General features: G+C 72.3%; 20 protein-coding genes. 6 read left to right on the top strand and 14 right to left on the bottom strand.

What is annotated here, in order from left to right; all coding sequences use genetic code 11:
- Nucleotides 1-143 precede the first annotated feature (143 nt).
- Together H7827_RS10215 and mca are read right to left on the bottom strand one after the other, a co-directional pair.
- A complete protein-coding gene (locus H7827_RS10215; RefSeq protein ID WP_386541243.1) occupies nucleotides 144-443 on the bottom strand; it encodes a hypothetical protein in 300 nt (99 codons plus the stop codon).
- The gene (gene mca / locus H7827_RS10210) at nucleotides 436-1320 is read right to left on the bottom strand and encodes a mycothiol conjugate amidase Mca (protein ID WP_386541245.1); all 885 of its coding nucleotides are present in this window, start codon (nucleotides 1318-1320) and stop codon (nucleotides 436-438) included. The genes H7827_RS10215 and mca overlap by 8 nt, the downstream gene beginning before the upstream one ends.
- 127 nt (nucleotides 1321-1447) lie before the next feature.
- Here mca and H7827_RS10205 point away from each other — a divergent pair, with 127 nt between their 5' ends.
- Both H7827_RS10205 and greA read left to right on the top strand, forming a co-directional pair.
- Nucleotides 1448-1858, top strand: a complete 411-nt coding sequence (locus H7827_RS10205; protein WP_200364898.1) for a DUF4307 domain-containing protein — start codon at nucleotides 1448-1450, stop codon at nucleotides 1856-1858.
- Nucleotides 1859-2068: 210 nt separating this feature from the next.
- Nucleotides 2069-2566, top strand: a complete 498-nt coding sequence (greA, locus tag H7827_RS10200; protein ID WP_030728529.1) for a transcription elongation factor GreA — start codon at nucleotides 2069-2071, stop codon at nucleotides 2564-2566.
- Nucleotides 2567-2844: 278 nt separating this feature from the next.
- On the opposite strand, the gene H7827_RS10195 is transcribed toward greA, so the two are convergent.
- On the bottom strand, nucleotides 2845-3675 hold the full coding sequence (locus H7827_RS10195) for an ABC transporter permease subunit (RefSeq protein WP_030728526.1): 831 nt from the start codon (nucleotides 3673-3675) through the stop codon (nucleotides 2845-2847).
- Entirely contained in the window at nucleotides 3672-4616 is a 945-nt protein-coding gene (locus tag H7827_RS10190; RefSeq protein WP_386541665.1) for an ABC transporter ATP-binding protein, read from the bottom strand. Before H7827_RS10190 ends, H7827_RS10195 begins: the two co-directional genes overlap by 4 nt.
- Before the next feature lie 262 nt (nucleotides 4617-4878).
- Between H7827_RS10190 and H7827_RS10185 the strand changes: the two genes are divergently transcribed.
- Nucleotides 4879-5865 carry an LnmK family bifunctional acyltransferase/decarboxylase gene (locus H7827_RS10185; protein WP_386541663.1) on the top strand — a complete coding sequence of 329 codons (987 nt, stop codon included), beginning with the start codon at nucleotides 4879-4881 and terminating at the stop codon, nucleotides 5863-5865.
- Nucleotides 5866-5886: 21 nt separating this feature from the next.
- Here H7827_RS10185 and H7827_RS10180 read toward each other — a convergent pair whose 3' ends face one another.
- The 8 genes from H7827_RS10180 to H7827_RS10145 form a co-directional block, all read right to left on the bottom strand.
- Nucleotides 5887-6138, bottom strand: coding sequence for an acyl carrier protein (locus H7827_RS10180; protein WP_375878039.1), 252 nt, complete (start codon nucleotides 6136-6138; stop codon nucleotides 5887-5889).
- A 115-nt stretch (nucleotides 6139-6253) separates the two neighbouring features.
- Complete coding sequence (locus H7827_RS10175) at nucleotides 6254-7303, bottom strand: acyltransferase domain-containing protein (protein WP_432744307.1); 1050 nt, start codon at nucleotides 7301-7303, stop codon at nucleotides 6254-6256.
- 22 nt (nucleotides 7304-7325) lie between these two features.
- Nucleotides 7326-8606, bottom strand: a complete 1281-nt coding sequence (locus H7827_RS10170; RefSeq protein ID WP_432744305.1) for a ketosynthase chain-length factor — start codon at nucleotides 8604-8606, stop codon at nucleotides 7326-7328.
- Nucleotides 8603-9874, bottom strand: a complete 1272-nt coding sequence (locus H7827_RS10165) for a beta-ketoacyl-[acyl-carrier-protein] synthase family protein (protein ID WP_043177048.1) — start codon at nucleotides 9872-9874, stop codon at nucleotides 8603-8605. The genes H7827_RS10170 and H7827_RS10165 overlap by 4 nt, the downstream gene beginning before the upstream one ends.
- A 151-nt stretch (nucleotides 9875-10025) precedes the next feature.
- Entirely contained in the window at nucleotides 10026-10679 is a 654-nt protein-coding gene (locus H7827_RS10160) for a sulfotransferase family protein (RefSeq protein WP_432744303.1), read from the bottom strand.
- 84 nt (nucleotides 10680-10763) lie between these two features.
- A complete protein-coding gene (locus H7827_RS10155) occupies nucleotides 10764-11219 on the bottom strand; it encodes a carboxymuconolactone decarboxylase family protein (RefSeq protein ID WP_046724657.1) in 456 nt (151 codons plus the stop codon).
- The gene (locus H7827_RS10150; protein WP_386541655.1) at nucleotides 11216-11971 is read right to left on the bottom strand and encodes a gamma-glutamyl-gamma-aminobutyrate hydrolase family protein; all 756 of its coding nucleotides are present in this window, start codon (nucleotides 11969-11971) and stop codon (nucleotides 11216-11218) included. Before H7827_RS10150 ends, H7827_RS10155 begins: the two co-directional genes overlap by 4 nt.
- 340 nt (nucleotides 11972-12311) lie before the next feature.
- Nucleotides 12312-12725 carry a VOC family protein gene (locus H7827_RS10145; protein ID WP_030728503.1) on the bottom strand — a complete coding sequence of 138 codons (414 nt, stop codon included), beginning with the start codon at nucleotides 12723-12725 and terminating at the stop codon, nucleotides 12312-12314.
- A gap of 128 nt (nucleotides 12726-12853) precedes the next feature.
- Between H7827_RS10145 and hemG the strand changes: the two genes are divergently transcribed.
- Nucleotides 12854-14308, top strand: a complete 1455-nt coding sequence (gene hemG, locus H7827_RS10140; protein ID WP_386541653.1) for a protoporphyrinogen oxidase — start codon at nucleotides 12854-12856, stop codon at nucleotides 14306-14308.
- A gap of 285 nt (nucleotides 14309-14593) precedes the next feature.
- Here the strand turns inward: hemG and H7827_RS10135 are convergent, their stop codons facing one another.
- Both H7827_RS10135 and H7827_RS10130 read right to left on the bottom strand, forming a co-directional pair.
- Nucleotides 14594-16378, bottom strand: coding sequence for an FAD-dependent monooxygenase (locus H7827_RS10135; protein ID WP_432744299.1), 1785 nt, complete (start codon nucleotides 16376-16378; stop codon nucleotides 14594-14596).
- A gap of 105 nt (nucleotides 16379-16483) precedes the next feature.
- Nucleotides 16484-16753: an acyl carrier protein gene (locus H7827_RS10130; protein WP_200364877.1), complete on the bottom strand. Its 270-nt coding sequence runs from the start codon at nucleotides 16751-16753 to the stop codon at nucleotides 16484-16486.
- 232 nt (nucleotides 16754-16985) lie between these two features.
- On the opposite strand from H7827_RS10130, the gene H7827_RS10125 reads away from it, so the two are divergent.
- Nucleotides 16986-17771 (top strand): SDR family NAD(P)-dependent oxidoreductase, encoded by a 786-nt coding sequence (locus tag H7827_RS10125; RefSeq protein WP_432744297.1) that lies wholly within the window; start codon nucleotides 16986-16988, stop codon nucleotides 17769-17771.
- A 17-nt stretch (nucleotides 17772-17788) separates the two neighbouring features.
- Entirely contained in the window at nucleotides 17789-18658 is an 870-nt protein-coding gene (gene rfbA, locus H7827_RS10120) for a glucose-1-phosphate thymidylyltransferase RfbA (RefSeq protein ID WP_386540665.1), read from the top strand.
- The last annotated feature ends 7 nt before the right edge of the window (nucleotides 18659-18665 follow it).

Here is an 18665-nt window from a genome sequence, read left to right as displayed (position 1 = left end):
GGCAGGGCGCGCGGTGGCGGCCTACGGGCGGCTCCCGGCCCGGCCGACGGCCGCCGTGGTCGTGGCGGCAGCCCGGGGCCGCCGCCCGACCGGCCGCCGGGAGCCGGAACGAGGACCGGGAAGGACCCCGGGGAACGCCGGGTTCAGGCCCGCGAGGAGGCGGAATCCCGGTCGGCGGCGGCCGGGCCGGAGCCCTTCGGCTCCTCCCCGGCACCGCCGCCACCGTTCCCGTCGCCGTCCGGGCCGTCCGTCCCCTCGCCCCGCTGGGCGCGTTCCTGCTCCTTGAAGTCGATCCTGCCCAGCTGCCGGCTCATCGACTTCAGCAGCACCCAGACAGCCAGCCCCAGCACCGCGAACACGATGAAGCCCAGCACACCGGGCGTCACCGTGTACTCGGTGAGTTTCTTTTCGGCCTGCTCGGCCAGGGGAAGCAGCTCACTCATACCGGTCATTGTCGCGGATGCCCGCGAACAGGTCCGACTCGGGGATGGAGGTCTGCACGCGCGACTGCGCCAGCTCGTAGTCCTCCGTCGGCCACACCTCCTGCTGCACGTCCATCGGCACCCGGAACCAGCCGCCCTCCGGGTCGATCTGCGTGGCGTGCGCGATCAGCGCCTTGTCCCGCACCGGGAAGAACTCCGCGCAGGGCACGAACGTCGTCAGGGTGCGCCCCACCCGCTCCATCTCGTCCCAGCGCTCCAGCCACTCCCCGTACGGCGACTCAAGACCGCGCCCCAGCAGCGCCTCGTGCAGCGCGACCGTACGCGGCCGGTTGAAGCCCTGGTTGTAGTACAGCTTCAGCGGCGTCCACGGCTCACCCGCGTCCGGGTAGCGCTCCGGGTCGCCCGCCGCCTCGTACGCCACCATCGAGATCTTGTGCGTCATGATGTGGTCCGGGTGCGGGTAACCGCCGTTCTCGTCGTACGTGGTGATCACGTGCGGCTTGAACGAGCGGATCAGCGCCACCAGCGGCTCGGCGGCCGCCTCGACGTCCTGGAGCCCGAAGCACCCCTCGGGCAGCGGCGGCAGCGGGTCGCCCTCCGGCAGCCCGGAGTCCACGAAGCCCAGCCACTCCTGCCGCACCCCGAGAATCTCCCGGGCCTCGGCCATCTCCTTCGCCCGTACCTCGTGGATGTTCTCCTCGATGTACGCGTCACCCTGGAGCTTCGGGTTGAGGATGGAACCCCGCTCGCCGCCGGTGCAGGTGACGACGAGGACGTCCACCCCCTCGGAGACGTACTTCGCCATCGTCGCGGCGCCCTTGCTCGACTCGTCGTCGGGGTGGGCGTGCACGGCCATGAGCCGCAGCTGCTTGGTCAAGGCTCGATCCTCGTGTCTTGGTCCTGGAGTCGCCTTCTATAGTGACTGATGGACCGGCTCGGGATATTCCCGTCCGTCCCGCCCAAGACACCCCGCCGATCCCACGCCCACCGCCGGAGGACGCACCATGGCTACCGTTCGTGACGGCGTGCCCGAGGGGCGCTACGGCCGGACCGGCGCCGACGCCGACGCGCGCACCGACCGGCGGCTGAAGATCACCGGCCTCGTGCTCGGCGTGCTGCTGCTCGCCTTCGTCGGCTGGGCGGGCGTCTCCTACATCTCCGGGCAGAAGGTCACCGCAGAGGTGACGGGATTCACGGTCACCTCCGAGACCGAGGTCTCGGTGAATATCGCCGTGCGCAAGCCTGCCTCCGTCACCGGCGTGTGCACCGTGCGCTCGCAGGCCGCCGACGGTCTCGAAGTCGGCCGGGCCGAGTTCCGTTTCGAGGAGAACAGCGACTCGGTGCACCGTTCCGTGGTGCTCAGGACAACCGAACTCGCCACCTCGGCCGAGCTGATGGGCTGCGCCGAGGGCTGACCGGTCCTGACCCCCGTCCCCGCCGGGGTCGGCTCGTGTGGGTTTGCCCACGTCCGGACGGGGTAAATCCTTTCGCAAATCGATCGGCGTTGTTAGGGTCGACGTTTCGATCGCTGATTCGCCCACCCAGGAGCGCTGCCTTCCGGGCGGGCGATGTTTTTGTATCGACCCTCCGTTGTATCCATCACCACCCGTACCCGAGGAGCACCTGTGACCCAGACCAGCGACACTGTCACCTGGCTGACCCAGGAGGCGTATGACCAGCTGAAGACGGAGCTGGAGTATCTGTCGGGTCCCGCGCGCATCGAGATCGCCAGAAAGATCGAGGCCGCCCGGGAAGAGGGCGACCTCAAGGAGAACGCCGGTTATCACGCGGCGAAGGAAGAGCAGGGCAAGCAGGAGGCGCGAGTGCGCCAGCTGACCCAGCTGCTGGAAAGCGCGCAGGTCGGACAGGCTCCGGCGGACACCGGCGTGGTCGCCCCCGGCATGGTCGTGACGATCGCCTTCGATGGCGACGAGGACGACACCATGACGTTTCTGCTCGCCTCCCGCGAATTCGCCACCTCGGACATCGAGACGTATTCGCCGAAGTCGCCGCTGGGCAGTGGCGTCAATGGCAAGAAGGTGGGACAGGACGCGCAGTACGAGCTGCCGAACGGTTCCGTCGCCACCGTGCGGGTCCTGGAGGCCAAGCCCTATCAGGCGTGAGTCCCGCCCGCCCCGCTGAAACCCGCAGAACACCGTGGAATGCCTCCGCGCCCGCCGCGCGGGGGCATATCTGCGTCCGGGAAACGCACCGGCGCGGCTGTGCGTTCCGGTGCCGCCGGGGCGGTTTTCCGCCCCGGCCCTTAACCCCGCCGGCTGTGTGCCGGTGCGTTTTCCGGGAATACCGCGGGGAAGGCGGCACATCCCCGCCGGCCGAGAGCACCGGGCCGCGGTGTCCGGTGGGACACCACGGCCCGGAGGGTGCCGCCCGACGGGGTGGGTCAGGCGTCGCGGCGCTTGAGCAGATAGGCGGCGAGGGCGAGCAGGGCGGCCGTCCACAGGCACAACACCCCGAAGCCCTGCCAGGGCGAGAGCAGATCGTCCGGACCCTGCACCGCCTGCCCGATCAGCGGGCCGGCCTCTGTGGGGAGGTAGGCGTTGAGGTACTCGCCCAGCTTCCCGGGCAGCAGCTGGGCCATCGGCGCCACCACGAAGACGAACGCGATCACCCCGGTGATACCGGCCGCCGGGTGCCGGAAGATCGCCCCGATGGCGAGCGCGAACAGTCCGAGTACGGCCAGATACAGGCCGCTGCCCACCACGGCGCGGAACACGCCGGGGTCACCGAGCGAGACCGGGGCCTTCTCCTCCAGCATGGCGGCGCCTATGAAGAACGAGGCGAACGCGGCGACCACACTCACCGCCAGCACCAGCAGCGAGAACACCGTCGCCTTGGCGGCCAGCATCGGCACCCGGCGGGGCACGGCCAGCAGGCTGGCCCGGATCATGCCGGTGGAGTACTCGGAGGCGATCACCAGCACGCCCAGCACACAGATGGCGAGCTGGCCCACCAGGAACCCGCTGGCCAGGATGACCCCGGCGGGGTCCGCCACGATCAGCGCGAGGTCCGCCTCGCTGGTGTTGTCCCACTCGCTCACGGCCAGGGCGACGAGCCCGGCCGTGAAGCCGGGGAAGAGGATGAGCAGCAGCGCGAGAGACCAGATCGTTGACCGTACCGAGCGGATCTTGGTCCACTCCGACTGCATCAGCCGGCCGAAGCCGGCCTGCCGGGTCTCCGGATCGGCGACGGTCACGGCGGTGACGGTGCTCATGCGGTACCTCCCCGCTTCCCGTTGGTGGCACCGGTGCCGCCGGTCGCCCCGTACTCCACGCTGTCGCGCGTCAGTTCCATGAACGCCTCCTCCAGCGAGCCGCGCCGCGGCACGACCTCGTGGAGCACATGTCCGCCGGCCGCCGCGATCTCGCCGATCCGGCCGGTCTCCAGGTTCTCGACGGTCAGTTCACCGGCGCCGGTCTGCGTCACCGTGCCGCCGGCCCGCGCGATGTCCTCCTTGAGCGCCTCGGCGTCGGGGCTGCGCACCAGCACCGACAGGGCCCCGCTGCGTTCGATGAACTCGTCCATCGAGCAGTCCGCCACCAGCCGGCCCCGGCCGATGACGATGAGGTGTTCGGCGGTCACCGCCATCTCGTTCATCAGATGGCTGGAGACCAGGACCGTCCTGCCCTCGGCCGCGAGGTCCTTCATCAGATTGCGGATCCACAGGATGCCCTCCGGGTCGAGCCCGTTGACCGGCTCGTCCAGGATGAGCACCGACGGGTCGCCCAGCAGCGCGGCGGCGATGCCCAGCCGCTGCCCCATGCCCAGGGAGAAGCCCCCGGCGCGCTTGCGCGCGACCTCCTTCAGGCCGACCAGTTCCAGCACCTCGTCGACCCGCTTGGTGCCCAGGCCCTGGGTCTGGGCCAGGCACAGCAGATGGTTGTAGGCGCTGCGGCCGGTGTGCACGGCCTTGGCCTCCAGCAGGGCCCCGGCCACCCGCAGCGGCTGCGGCAGGTCCTGGTAGTGCCGGCCGCCGATGGTGGCGTCACCGCTGTCGGGGCGGTCCAGCCCCAGCAGCAGCCGCATGGTGGTCGACTTCCCGGCGCCGTTGGGGCCCAGGAAGCCGGTCACCTTGCCCGGTTCGACCGAGAAGGAAAGATCGGCCACGGCGGTCTTCTCGCCGTAGCGCTTGGTCAGGTTCTTGGCTTCAATCATCCGTCTCATCCCGGCTAGTGCCACTAGAGGTCGAGGGGAGAAGTGCGTGGCAGCACATCGCGCACGCTGAACCCGGACTTCGCCGCCCAGGAGCATCACGCTACGGGCGAAGTACCGGGCCGGGCTTCTCCGTTCCTGACCGGCTGCCGCGCCTCCGGCGGGTGTGCGGGGCGGGTCCACCGGCGCTCGACCGCAGCTGTGGGCGGCCCCGGCACGCTGCCAGAGCACCGCAGCCACGAAGGAGCCACGGAATGGCGGACTCATGACCACCGATGTCGCCCCGCTCGCGGGCCCCGGCCGGCCGCCGGTCACCCGGGGCCCGGACGGCTGGCTGGACCGTGTCGAGCTGATCACCCCCGCCATGTGCGGGCCCAACGCGCTGTTCGTCGGCCAGCTCGGGGACTGGACCTGGGACGCGGTGGGCGCCTCCTGCGGCGTCGACCCGTACACCGCGGCCGACCCCGACGGCGAGCCGGTCTATCTGTCCTTCGCCTACTTCCGGGTCCGGTCCGACACCGGACTGAGCGCCGATGAACTGACCTTCGGCGACCGGCTGCGGGTCCGGTCCAAGGTGCTCTCCGGCGGCGGGGACTCGCTGCTGACGGTGCACCGGGTCACGCGTGACGGCGAGGGCGCGGTCCCCGCCACCGGGCCGGCGGACACCGACGGGGTGGACGGGTTCTTCCGCTACGACACCCCCGGCTGCATCCATGTGGAGAACTTCAACCGCTGGGTGAAGCGTTCGGGGCACGACACCAACCACGGCCTGCGCCGGGCGACTCCGGCCGGCTTCCGCGCGGACCACCTGCCACAGGTCCCCGACGCGCACACCCCGCGGCGGATCTGGGCACAGGCACGGCAGAGCGCGTCGCTGCGCACCACGGCGGAACCGGCGCCGCGGGCCCGGCTCTCCCTCACCTACCGGGTGAGCGCGAGCCGCGATCTGAACGGGGTCGGACTGCTCTACTTCGCTTCCTACTTCTCGATCGTCGACTGGGCCGTGCTGTCCCTGTGGCACCACCTCGGTCTGGAGTCGGCCGACTTCCTGCGCCGCCGCGTGCTGGACCGGCAGCTGTGCTACCTCGCCAACGCCAACGCCGACGACCTGCTGGACATCGAGGTGACCACCCACCGGGACGCCGCCGGCGCGCAGGTGGTCGATGTGACGCTGCGGCTGCGGGACGGCGGACTGCTGGCCGTGGCGCGCCAGCGCGTGGACCGCGGCCCGGACGGTACGGGCCGCGGGTGAACGCTCTCCCGGCGGCCCGGATCAGGCCGCCGGGATCCGGGCGTTGACGAAGTCCACCAGATTTCGCGGGGTCAGGACCCGCTCCAGATCGGCCTCGGGAATCACCACGCCGTAGTCCCGCCGGATCCGTGTGTGCGTCTCCAGCTGCGCCAGCGAGTCGTAGCCGAGCGCGTCGAAGGCCAGGTCCGGCGCGGCCTCGAACGACTGCCAGTCGCCCTCCCACACGTACTGGCGCATGATGCCCTCAAGTTCCCGCAGAGTGATCCGCTGCACGGCTGCCTCTTCTCTCCTGGCCGGTCGGGTCACCCCGAGCCTGCGGCCCGTTGCTGGAGGGGCGCTCGAAGCCCGGCGGAAGCTCCGGCCGGGCCGCCGCCACCGTAAGGGGAGGTCAGAGCGCGGCCAGCCCCAGCCGGGCGACCGCCGCCGCGAAGTGCCCGGCCTCCGCGCCGGGTCCGGCCGACGGCGGGCCGAGCAGCGACAGCACCGCGCATCCGCCCGAGCGGACCTCCGGCAGCTGCCGGGCGAGCGTCGTCAGGCCCTGCCCCGGGCCGCACTCGATCAGCAGATCGGTTCCGTCCGCGACCAGTTCGCCGAGCGCCGGCCAGAAGAGCACGGGATCCACCGGCTGCCGGGCCCAGTACGCCGGGTCCACCGCTTCGGTGTCGGTGAGTCGGGCGGCTGTGTATCCGGAGACCAGCGGAATCCGGGGTGGGCGCGCGGGCAGCGCGGCCAGCATCGGGAGGGAGGCGTCGGCCAGCGGCCGGAGCACCGTGCTGTGGAACGGCGCCTCGGAGTGCACCGGCGCCCACCGGAGCCCGGCGGCGCCCAGCGCGTCCAGCACCGCGGCCAGCGGCTCCCGGGCGCCGGCGATCACCGTCTGCCGGGGCGCGTTGAGGGCCCCGATGTCCACACCCGGGCGCAGATGCGGGGTGATCTCCGCCCGGGAGGCCGCGACGGCCGCCATGCCGCCCGCCGGGGCGCCGTCCAGCCGTCCGATCCGGTCCAGCACGATCCGTACCGCGTCGGGCAGGCCGAAGACTCCGGCCAGGGCGGCGGCGGCCAGCTCGCCGACGCTGTGGCCGAGCAGGGCGGCCGGCCGCAGCCCGAGGTCGATGAGTACCCGGCCCAGCGCGTGGTCGAGAGCGAACAGCAGCGGCTGGGAGCGGTGGAAGTGGTGGATGGACAGGGCAGGTTCGGCGGCCAGCCAGTCCGAGCGCAGCGCGTCACCGGCGGCGCCCATGGCCGCGAACACCGTGTCGACGGCCGCCGTGAACGCCGGCAGGTCCCGGTACAGGCCGGTGCCCATGCCCGGGTACTGGGCGCCCTGCCCGGGCAGCAGCAGTGCGGGCCGGGCAGCCGTACGGTGGGGCGCCGGTGGCCCCTGCCGGGCCGGGGGGTGGCCGGGGCGGACGGCGTGCGGGGTGTCACCAGCGGCCATGGCGGGCCTTTCTCCCAAGCGGTCAGTGGTCGGCCGGTGCCGGGGTCCGGCGCCGGGCCGCTCCCGGCCCCCGGACGGCCGCTGCCGAGCCCCTTCCCGGGGGGCGCAGCACCATCGCGGAGTTGAAGCCGCCCCGGCCCCGGGCGATCACCAGCGCCGCCCCCGGCTGCCAGGGCCGGGGCGCGTCGAGGACCAGGTCGAGCGAGGTGGCGGCCGGGGTACGGACGTTGATGGTGGGCGGGATGAGCGCGTCGCGGATCGCCAGCAGGGCGCACGCCAGATCGGCGGGGGCGCCGCCGGAACTCATCCGGCCGGTCATCGTCTTGGGGGCGGTGACGGGCACCGCACCGGGCCCGAAGACGGCCTCGATGGCCTCGGCCTCGACCCGGTCCTCCCGGAGGGTGCCCGCGCCGTCGGCGAAGACCACGCGGATGTCGGACGGATCCAGGGCGGCGTCCGCGAGTGCCGTCTCGACGGCGCGGCGCAGGCCCGGTTCGCCGCCGTGCCGGGCGGCGGCGTCGAACGTCGCCCCGTACCCGGCGATCTCGCCGTACACCCGGGCGCCGCGGGCGCGGGCCGCCCCGGCCTCCTCGATGACGAGGATGGCGCCGCCCTCGCCGGGCACATGGCCCTGGGCGCGGGTGTCGAAGGGCACGTAGGCGGTGTCCGGGTCGTCCCCGGTGCTCAGTCCCCTGCCGCTGATGCGCGAGACCCAGCCGTAGGGGCAGAAGGAGCTGTCGACCCCCCCGGAGACGATGAGCCGGGCACCCTTGCGGATGTTCCGCCGGGCCTGGGCCACGGCGTCCAGCCCGCCCGCCTGGTCGCCGACCACGACCCCGGCCGGGCCGCGCAGGCCGTGCCGGATGGAGATCTGCCCCGTGTTGACGGCGTAGAACCAGGCGAAGGACATGTAGACGCTGACGTGTTCGGGGCCCGCGGTCCACAGCTGGTCCAGCTCCCGCTGCCCGTACTCGAACCCGCCGAACGCGCCGGCCGTCGTCACCCCCATCTCGGTGCTCCCGTACGCGTCCGGTTCCAGCCGGGCGTCCGCCAGCGCCCAGTCGGAGGCCGCCAGGGCGATCTGGGTCATCCGGTCGGTCTGCGGGATGAGCCGGCTGGGCAGATGGTCGGCGGGGTCGAAGCCGGGCAGTTCGCCGCCGAGCCGGGAGGGGTAGCCGCTCACGTCGAACCGGCTGACGGTGCCGATGCCCGACTTCCCGCGCAGGGTCGCCGACCAGAAGTCCTCCGTGCCCAGGCCGTTGGGCGCCGCGACGCCGATCCCGGTGATGGCTGTGGTGGTCATAGCGGACGTCTCCCGGGTCGGGTGAGGATCATGGCGCTCTGGAAGCCGCCGAAGCCGCTGCCGATGTTGAGGACGGCGCCGAGCCGGCGTTCGCGCGCGTGCAGCGGCACGTAGTCCAGGTCGAGTTCGGGGTCGGGATCGGTGAGGTTGGCGGTCGGGGGGATCACGCCCTGGTCGATGGCGAGCGCGCAGGCGGCGATCTCGATGGAGCCGATGGCGCCGAGCGAGTGCCCGATCATCGACTTGATGGAGCTGACCGGGGTGTCGTACGCGTGCGGGCCCAGGGCCCTCTTCAGCGCCGCGGTCTCGTGCCGGTCGTTCTGTTTGGTGGCGGTGCCGTGCGCGCTGACGTAGTCGACGGCGTCGGCGGGCAGCCGGCTCTCCGCGAGCGCCGCGTCGATGGCGGCGGCCATCTCCGCGCCGTCGGGCTTCAGACCGGTCATGTGGTACGCGTTGGTGCGGGAGGCGTAGCCGGTGATCTCCGCGTAGATCCTGGCATCGCGCTTCCTGGCGTGCTCCTCGGACTCCAGCACCAGCACCGCGGCGCCCTCGCCGAGGACGAAGCCGTTGCGGTTGCGGTCGAAGGGGCGCAGCGCGTGCGCGGCGTCGCCGTTGTTGGGCGAGGTCGCCTTGATCGCGTCGAAACACGCCACGGTGATGGGGGAGATGGGGGCGTCGGTGCCACCGGCCAGCATGATGTCGGCGGAGCCCTCCCGGATGAGGTCGGCGGCGTGGCCCACCGCGTCCAGGCCCGAGGTGCAGCCGGCCGAGACCACGGTGACCGGGCCCTGGGCGTTGACCTCGCGGGCGATCTCGGCGGCCATGGAGCCGGGCATGTAGTGGTCGTACAGATGCGGGTCGGCGTAGGTGTGGTCCAGGACCCACTCCCGGCCGGTGTCGCTGAGCACCAGGTACTCCGACTCCAGCTTGCAGGTGGCGCCGGTGGCGGTGCCGAGGCTGACGCCGACCCGGGTGGGGTCGAACCGCCCCGGCTCAAGACCGCTGTCGGTGACCGACTCCCGGGTGCCGGCCAGCGCGAACTGGGCGGCCCGGTCCAGCCGCCGGATCTCGCGGTGCGACAACTCGGCCTGCACCGGGTCGAAGTCGACCTCGGCGGCGATCCGCGACCGGAAGGCCGCCGCGTCGAAGGCGGTGATCCGCCGGGTGGCGGTGCGCCCGGAGGTGATCGTCTGCCAGAACGCCTTGGTCCCCACCCCGCCGGGCGCCACCACTCCCAGACCGGTGATGACCACGCCGCGCCCGCTCACCGTGACCCCACCGCGCTGGACCTCACAACCCGCATGCTCACCGGCTCCTGCCCTTCGTGGTCGGTACGGATGTCCGCGGTCGACGCCTGGGCCGACTTCTTCTCCGAGCGTGCGGTCCCGCCCTGGAGAGCCGCTCGAAGCCGGACGGAGTTCAGCCCGCGCCCCCGCCCATGCCGCGGATCACCTTGAGCATCGACGCCGTGTCGTTGACGTGCGGGAAGTCCTCGCCCCGGGGCGAGGGAACGCCCAGGAAGGCGCACAGCGGCTCCCAGCCCTGCGTCACGTCCCACACCAGGAGGTTGTCGGCGCCGACGGTGTCGATGACGCGCTGGTTGTGGCGGCGGTAGACGTCGATGGCGAACGCCTTGTCCTCGAAGCGTCCCTCGAACAGGCCCTGCCACACGAGGGTGTTCGTCAGCCGTCCCATGCGGGCCGGCCGGGAGCCGGGTGGCGCCGGGTTCCGCGCGCCTCGCACCGCGAACTGGTACAGCGTGTCGTAGGTGCTGCGGTACCAGCTGTCGGGGTCCCGGACGGTGAGCATGATCTTCGCGTCGGGGAAGGCCGCGGCGATGTCCGGGTAGTAGAGCGCGCAGGGGCCGTCGACGGCGGAGGTGTAGCCGTCGAACACGGCCGTCCAGTCGGCGGGCTGCCCGTCGCAGACGATCTTCTCCCACTGGGCGAGACGTTCTTCGCTGCCGACGATGTCGAACATGTGGAAGCAGGCCCCGAACCCCAGCTTCTCCAGGGCGACCTGGAGCGAGGTCGTTCCGGTGCGGCCCAGGCCGGCGTTGATGAGCTTCAGCAAGGCGATCTCCGTTTCCTTGGGGTGCCGGCCACCCGGGTCGGGACCGGCCGGTCGGTGCGGGGACGCGGGTGGCCCGCCCGGCGTTCAGCTGTAGTCCCCGGGAACCTGCCGGGTGGTGACGTTGACGCAGTTCCAGAGGTTGACGAGGCCGATCTGCAGGACCAGGACGCCCAGTTCCCGCTCGTCGTAGTGCCGGGCCGCCTCGTCCCACACGGCGTCCGGGACCGTGTGCTCGCCCTCGCTGAGCCGGCTGGCGCTCTCGGCCAGGGCCAGCGCGGCGCGTTCGGCCGCGCTGTAGCAGGGGTCCTGCCGCCACCGGTCCATCCGCAGCAGGCGTGCGTCGGTGGGCCGGCGTTCCGCGCCCTCGCCGGTGTGCGAGGGGATGTCGATGGGGCGGCCGTTGACCTGGCTGACGCACAGCCGGATGAGGTCGAGCGTCAGCTGCGGCACCCCGGCGTTGTTGAGGACCTTGGTCACATCGAGCAGGGGCCGCAGGGCGTCGGGAACGATCAACGAGGGGTTGGTCATCCGTGCCGTCATCGCTTCGTCTCCTGGGGGTCGGGATGGGTCCTTGGCTCCGGGCCGCCGCGGCGCGCGGCGGCGTGGGTGGTCGCCGCCGCGGCGAACGCCCGGTGCAGCGGCTCGTCCGCCACCTGACCCGCCTCCCACTGCACGCCGACCACGAACGGGAGACCGGGCGCCTCCAGCGCCTCGACCACGCCGTCCGGTGTCCAGGCGGTGGCGGTCAGCCCGGTGCCGATCCGGTCCACGGCCTGGTGGTGGTGACAGGCGGTCTCCGGCGGGTCGTCGCCGTAGACGGCGGCGATCCGGCTGCCGGGCGCGGCCTTCAGCGGCTGTCTGCCGAAGTCGTGGGCGGTGGTGCGCGGCTGGTGGCCGTCATCACCGGTGATCTCGGGCAGATGCTGGTGCAGGGTGCCGCCGTGCCGGACGTTGAGCAGCTGCATGCCGCGGCAGATCGCCAGGACCGGCAGGCCGGCCCCGTACGCGGCGTCCAGCAGGGCGAGTTCCCCGGTGTCCAGGGCCCCGCCGACGGCGTGCGTGGTGGGGTGGGCCCGCTGGCCGTACAGTGCGGGGTCCACGTCGGGACCGCCGGGGATCAGCAGGCCGTCGAGCCGGGCGACGAGGTGTGCGGCGCCGGGCAGCGGAGGGATGACCACGGGGACGCAGCCCGCCGCGGCGAGCAGTTCCACATGCGGCTGGATGGCGAGGCTGACGGTGATGTCGAGCCCGCGCAGGGTGACCGGCGCGCGCCGTGCGCTGATGCCGATCACGGGTCCTGGGGTGTCGTTCCGCGCACCTGCCGCATCCTGCGACGCCGAGTTCATGGCCACCCTCGTCATTCCCGTCGAACTGCCCCGGACCGGGCCGTTCCAGCGGTCCGCAGGCATGGGTGACGGCGGTCCGCGCTGCTGGATTCCCGGATTCGGGGCGAGCGTAGGTCCGCGCCGTGACGGGTCGCAACGAACGCGTGAACCGTCCCGGGAGCGTTCAACCGGGGAAGGCGCGCAGTCGGAACGGGACGGTGGCGGGCACGCCGAGACCCCGGTCACCTGGCTGGCGGCGACCGGGGCGGTGCGGGGGAGGCGCGCGGCGGGCGGCGCGTGGGTCCGGCTACGGCTGCGACTGGCTGAAGCGGAGCATGTTCCCCGCCGGGTCGCGGAAGGCGCAGTCGCGCACCCCGTACGGCTGGTCCACGGGCTCCTGGAGCACCTCGGCACCGGCGGCGCGGATGCGTTCGAAGGTGGCGTCGCAGTCGTCGGTGTCGAAGATGACGCCGCGCAGCTGGCCCTTGGCCAGCAGCTGGGCCATGGCGTCCTTGTCGGCGGGCGAGGCGTTGGGGTCCGCCAGCGGCGGCTCCAGCACGATGTCCACGCCCGGCTGGTCCGGGGAACCGACGGTCACCCAGCGCATGCCCTCGAAGCCGACGTCGTTGCGGACCTCCAGGCCCAGGACGTCGCGGTAGAACGTGAGGGCCTTGTCGTGGTCGTCCACGGCGATGAAGCACTGCGAGAGGTTGAGGCTCATGCGTTCGATGCTAGGCGGCGGGGGCCGGCCGGGCTTCTCGAATCCTGACCGGTCGACTCCCGCTCGACCGAGACTCTCGCGGCCCCCCGCACACTGCGGCGACACCGGACTACGAAGGAGCGGGTGGCATGGCGGACAGCGGACGTGATCGGGCGGGCGAAGCGCCGCACGTGGTCGTCGTCGGGGGTGGCATCGCGGGGCTCGCGGCGGCGTTCTTCCTGCGGGACGAGCCGGTGCGGGTGACGGTCTTGGAGGGGTCCTCCCGGCTGGGCGGGAAACTCTCCGTCTCGGAGGTGGCCGGGGCCGCCGTCGACGAGGGAGCCGAGGGGCTGTACATCTACCGTCCCCGGACCACCGGGCTGATCGCGGACGCGGGGCTGGGCGAGAAGGTCGTCACGGCCTCCGCCACCTCGACGGCGATCTGGACCAGGGGAGCGCTGCGGCCGCTGCCCACCGGCCAGTTCATGGGTGTGCCCTCCGACCTGGACGAACTCGCCGGCTCCGGGCTGCTCTCCGGCGCCGGGGTCGCCAGGGCCAGGGAGGACGCGCTGCGGCCCGCGGCCGAACGCGGCGGGGATGTGTCGGTCGCCTCGTTCGTCGCCGGGCGGCTGGGCCAGGAGGTGGTGGACCGCCTCGTCGACCCGTTCCTGAGCGAGGTGTGCTCCGGCCGCTCCGAGGACCTGTCGTTCGAGGCCATGCTGGCGCCGCTGGCCAACGCCTCCCGCACCCACGCCTCACTCGCCGGTGCGGCCGGATCGCTGATCCCGCCGCCGCCCGCGCCGGGCGAGGAGCGCCCGCCCGGCATCGCCACCATCGCCGGCGGCCTGGGCACCCTGCCCCCGGTGCTCGCCGAGGCGGTCCGGGCCGCCGCGCCCGGCTCCGCGGTACGGACCGGCACGACGGTCACCGCTCTGGCGCGAACCGCGGACGGCTGGCGGGTGACCGTCGACTCCGCGGCCGGCCCGGAGTCCCTCGACGCGGACGCCGTCATCGTCGCCACGCCCGCGGGCCCCACCGCGAAGTTGCTGGCCGCGACGCCCGGCACCTCGGCCGCCGTCGCCTCGCTCGCCGACATCCCCTACACCGGCCGTACCGTGGTCACCCTCGCCTACCGCCGCGGCGCGCTGCCCGCCTCCCTCGCCGAACAGGGCGTCTGCGGCTACCGGGTGCCGGCGGTGGACGGAAAGCTGGTCAAGGCCGTCACCTTCTCGACGGTCAAGTGGCCGCACATGGCCGACGACGTGGACCTGGTGCGCTGCACGCTCGGCCGGGTCGGCGAGGAGGACGCGCTGCGCCGCGACGACGCCGACCTGGTCGCCGTGGCGGCGGCCGAGGTCGCCGGGGCCACCGGGTTGTCCGGCGGGCCGGTGGCGACCCGGGTCAACCGGTGGGAGGACGCGCTGCCGCAGTACACCGTCGGGCATCTGGAGCGGGTGGAGCGGATCCGCGCCTCGGTGGCCGGGATGCCGGGCCTGGCGGTGTGCGGCGCCGCCTACGACGGGGTGGGCGTCGGCAACTGCATCGCCAGCGCCCGCAAGGCGGCCCGTCAGATCGCCGGAGAACTGCGCAGGAAGGGCTCCTAGCGTCCTGCGTCGAGGATCCCCGGGTCCTTCCTCGCGGCTGGCCGAGAGGCTGCCGGCGACCGCGGAAAGCCAGCACCGGCGACGTTCATGGACGCCACCGGATCCCGCGGCGCGGACCAGGGCGACGACCCACCTCATCACGTCCACGCCGGACACCAGGGGTCTGTTCGCCGGTGTCCGGCCCCGGGCCTGAGCACGGACGGCGGGACGCCGAGGGCGCCCACCCGGTCGGCACAACCGACCGGGTGGGCGCCCGCGCGTGATCCGGCCTTCGCCCGCGGCGGCTCACTCCCCCCGGGCGGGGGCGGGGACGCCGGCGCGGCCGAGGACCTGGGCGAGCGCGCCGGCCAGCACCTCGTCCGGGTTCCCGGCACCGGCCGCACTGCGCCATGCCACATGGTTGTCGGGCCGCACCAGCACCGCGCCCTCATCCGAGATCTCCCGCACGGCGGCCCACCGGCCGTCCGCGTCGGTGTACTCGGCGCCCTCCCCGATCCGGGCGGTGACCACCGGCAGGGAGAACGTCTGCGCGAGCCGCACGGCAGCCTCGCACCACGCCGTCCCGGCCGGACCGGTGAGCAGCGCGAAGGCCGTGGCGTCGCCGGTCAGGTCGTGGGTCGACAGCCGGCGGCCCTCGTGCTCCAGCCAGGCGTGCGGCAGCACATGGCCGGGGCGGGTGGTGGGATGGTGCTCGTCGCGCATGGGGGCCCGGGGCGGTGGCCCGCTGCCGTCGGGCACGAGAGCGCCCTCTTCGTAGCCGAAGCCGATCTCCAGGTCGTGCGCCTGGCAGCCGCCCCGGTGGGTCTCGAACATCTCCCCGGCCCGGGCCCTGGCCAGCTCACCCATCGGCGAGGTCTCGAAGTACTCGGTGAACGCCCGCTCCCGGCGCTGCGCCGGCACGCGCTGGCCGAGGCCGGTCGCGTTCATGATCGCCTGGTGGTGGGTGGCCGCGGACACCGCCCACTCGACGTTGAGCCCGCACACCGGCCGGCGTTCCGCCTCGTAGCTGTCGAGCAGGCTGTCGGGCGCGCGCCCGGACAGCACGGCGGACAGCTTCCAGGCGAGGTTGTGCGCGTCCTGGATGCCGGAGTTCAGGCCGAGCCCGACGGTCGGCGGCTGGCGGTGCGCCGCGTCCCCGGCGAGCAGCACCCGGCCGACGCGGTAGCGCTCGGCGAGCAGCGCCTCCACGGTCCAGTTGGTCACGTGGTGGAGTGTCAGCTCCAGGTCGGGGATGCCCAGCACCTCACGGATCTTCGGGGCGATCTGCTCCTCGTCGAACTGGCCGGGGTCGCCCGGGTGGAAGTGCAGCACCCACTCCGCGCACTCCTTCCCCCACTTCGGCCCCATCTCGATGAGGTTTCCGGAGAGGTCGGGGTGGTGGGGGTTGAGGAAGTGCGTGATGAGCGTGCCCTCGTGCCACCACGGTGACAGATCCGCGGAGAAGTAGGCGGTCTTGACGTGCAGCAGCTTGGGCCGGCCCTGCATCGCCACCCCGAGGGCGGCCCCCACGGTGCGTCCGCCGTCGGCCGCGATGAGGTACCGGGCCGTGACGGTGGTGGTCTCGCCGGTGTCGGTCGCGCGGATCTCGGCGACGACCCGGTCGCCCTCGTCGCGGAATCCGACCAGCTCGTGGCGGAAGCGGATTCGGCCGGGATTACGCTGCTCCGCGTACTGGCGCAGGATCGGCTCCAGCCGGACCTGGGGCAGCTTGACGGGCAGCACCGGGCCGGCGGCCGCGTAGGACGCGCGCAGCGCGCCACCGCCGAACGCGTCCATCTCGTGGACCACCCGGCCGTCCAGCGGCCCGTCCCCGGCGAGCGAGGTCAGCCAGCGAACCTGCCCGAACTCCTCCAGCGTCGCGCCCTGTTCGGCAATCGGGGCGTCGAGCCCGTGCTGGCGGTAGATCCCCATCGTGCGCTGGTTGAGGTAGTGCGCCTTGGGTATCCGCGAGGTGTCCGCGTGCCGCTCCACCAGCAGGTGGTCGACGCCGTGGTCGGACAGGAAGGTGGAGGCGGACAGCCCGCATCCCCCACCGCCCACAATGAGAACCGGGACCTCGATTGCCCCCATATTCTTCCTTCCAGAAGGTGTGCCGGGTCGGACGTGTGCTGTTCTTCGGTTTGTCCGGACGCGCGGAGTGCCGCGCGTCCGGGCGGTGCCGGTTTCCGCCCCGGGTCAGGAGGTCCCGGAAACGGCGAGTTGTGCGTTCACGGCCTCGATCAGGGCGCCCGGGGTTTCCGCTTCGAGCAGTGTGGTGTCATCCAGCTTGATGCCGAATTCCCGCTCGATGCGGCTTCCGGTTTCCAGCCGGGCCAGTGAGTCATAGCCGAGCTGGGTGAAATCGGTGTCCAGGGTGCTGAGATCGAGATCGGCCCCGTCGCTTTCGCCGGCGGCCGCGTGCAGGATGCGTCTGAGGTCGGTGACGGTGAATTCCCCGGATGCCATGGAGGCTCCTTCCCATGGGACCCTGCCGTTCGGTGGAGCGCAGGGTGACGGCGGTGCCCGACGGTAGGTCGGCGCATTACGGGAAATCAACTCCGGGACGGTGCGGATATCCGCCGTGAACGGTCACCGGGGAATCCGCCGTGACGCGGCCGGGCTGGTCCAGCGGCACTCGACCGAGATTGTGGGAATCGCTGCGACGCTGCCCGGACACCGTATCCACGAAGGGGCAGGGATGGCGGACAACGGAGAGCGCGTCGCACTCATCACCGGCGGTACGAGCGGAATCGGCCTCGCGGTGGCCGAGACCCTCGCGGACCGGGGGCACACGGTTTTCCTCTGCTCGCGGAACGCCGACGCGGTGGCCGAGACCGTCGGCAAGCTGCGGTCCAACGGCGGCCGGGCCGACGGTGTGGCGGCGGACGTCCGCCGCCCGGAGGACGTCAAGCGGCTGGTGGCCACCGCCGTGGAGCGGTACGGGCCCGTCGACATCCTGGTGAACAACGCCGGCCGCAACGGCGGCGGCGTCACCGAGGGCATCAGTGACGAGCTGTGGTACGACGTCATCGACACCAACCTCAACAGCGTCTTCCTGGTGACCCGGGAGGTGCTGTCGGCCGGGAAGCTGCGTGAGCGCGGCTGGGGCCGGATCATCAACATCGCCTCCACCGGGGGCAAGCAGGGTGTGGTGCTCGGCGCCCCCTACTCCGCTTCCAAGCACGGCGTCATCGGGTTCACCAAGGCCCTGGGCCTGGAACTGGCGAAGACCGGCATCACGGTCAACGCCGTGTGTCCCGGCTATGTCGAGACCCCGATGGCCCAGCGGGTGCGCGCCGGCTACGCCGCCCACTTCGAGACCACCGAGGACGCGATCCTGGAGCGCTTCCAGGGGAAGATCCCGCTCGGCCGCTACTCCACCGCCGAGGAGGTGGCCTCGCTGGTCGGCTATCTGACCACCGACGCGGCGGCTCCCATGACGGCGCAGGCGATCAACGTCTGCGGCGGCCTCGGGAACTACTGAGGGCCGAGGGCGCGCTGGTGAAGGGAATCATCCTGGCGGGTGGCCACGGGACACGGGTGCACCCGGTCACGCTCGGGGTCTCCAAGCAACTCCTGCCGGTCTACGACAAGCCGATGATCTACTACCCGCTGTCGGTTCTGATGCTGGCCGGCATCACCGACATCCAGATCATCTCCGCCCCGGACCACCTGCCCGCGTTCCGGCGGCTGCTGGGCGACGGATCACCGCTCGGCATCCGGCTGAGCTACGCGCGGCAGGACACGCCGCGCGGCCTCGCGGACGCCTTCCTGATCTCCGCCGACCACATCGGGGACGACTCCGTCGCCCTGGCGCTGGGCGACAACGTCTTCCACGGGGCCGGGTTCGCGGGGGTCCTCCAGGAGGCCACCCGTCAGGTCAAGGGCTGCGTCCTGTTCGGCCACCCGGTGCGCGATCCGGAACGCTACGGGGTCGGCGAGGTGGACGAGCACGGCAACCTCGTGGCGATCGAGGAGAAACCGGCCAGCCCGCGGACCAATTTGGCGATCACCGGGCTCTATCTCTACGACAACGACGTGGTCGAGATCGCCCGGGGCCTCACCCCGTCCGCGCGCGGCGAATTGGAGATCACCGATGTCAACCGGGTGTATCTGGAACGCGGCACCGCCCGGCTGATACCGCTCGGCCGCGGTTTCGCCTGGCTGGACACCGGAACACACGACGCCCTCATGGAGGCCGGGCAGTATGTGCAGGTTCTCCAGCGCAGACAGGGCGTACGCATCGCCTGCCTGGAGGAAATCGCCTGGCGCATGGGATACATCGGCCGGGAGGACTGCTACCGGCTCGGCAGCCAGTACGCCAAATCACCCTACGGCCGCTACATCATGGCGATCTCCGAGGCCGGTTGAACACCCG

The organism is Streptomyces sp. JH002, assembly GCF_050916115.1.
Lineage (GTDB): Bacteria > Actinomycetota > Actinomycetes > Streptomycetales > Streptomycetaceae > Streptomyces > Streptomyces xiamenensis.
Note: the sequence above shows the minus strand (reverse complement) of the source record. Positions and strands in the feature narration are given on the sequence as shown.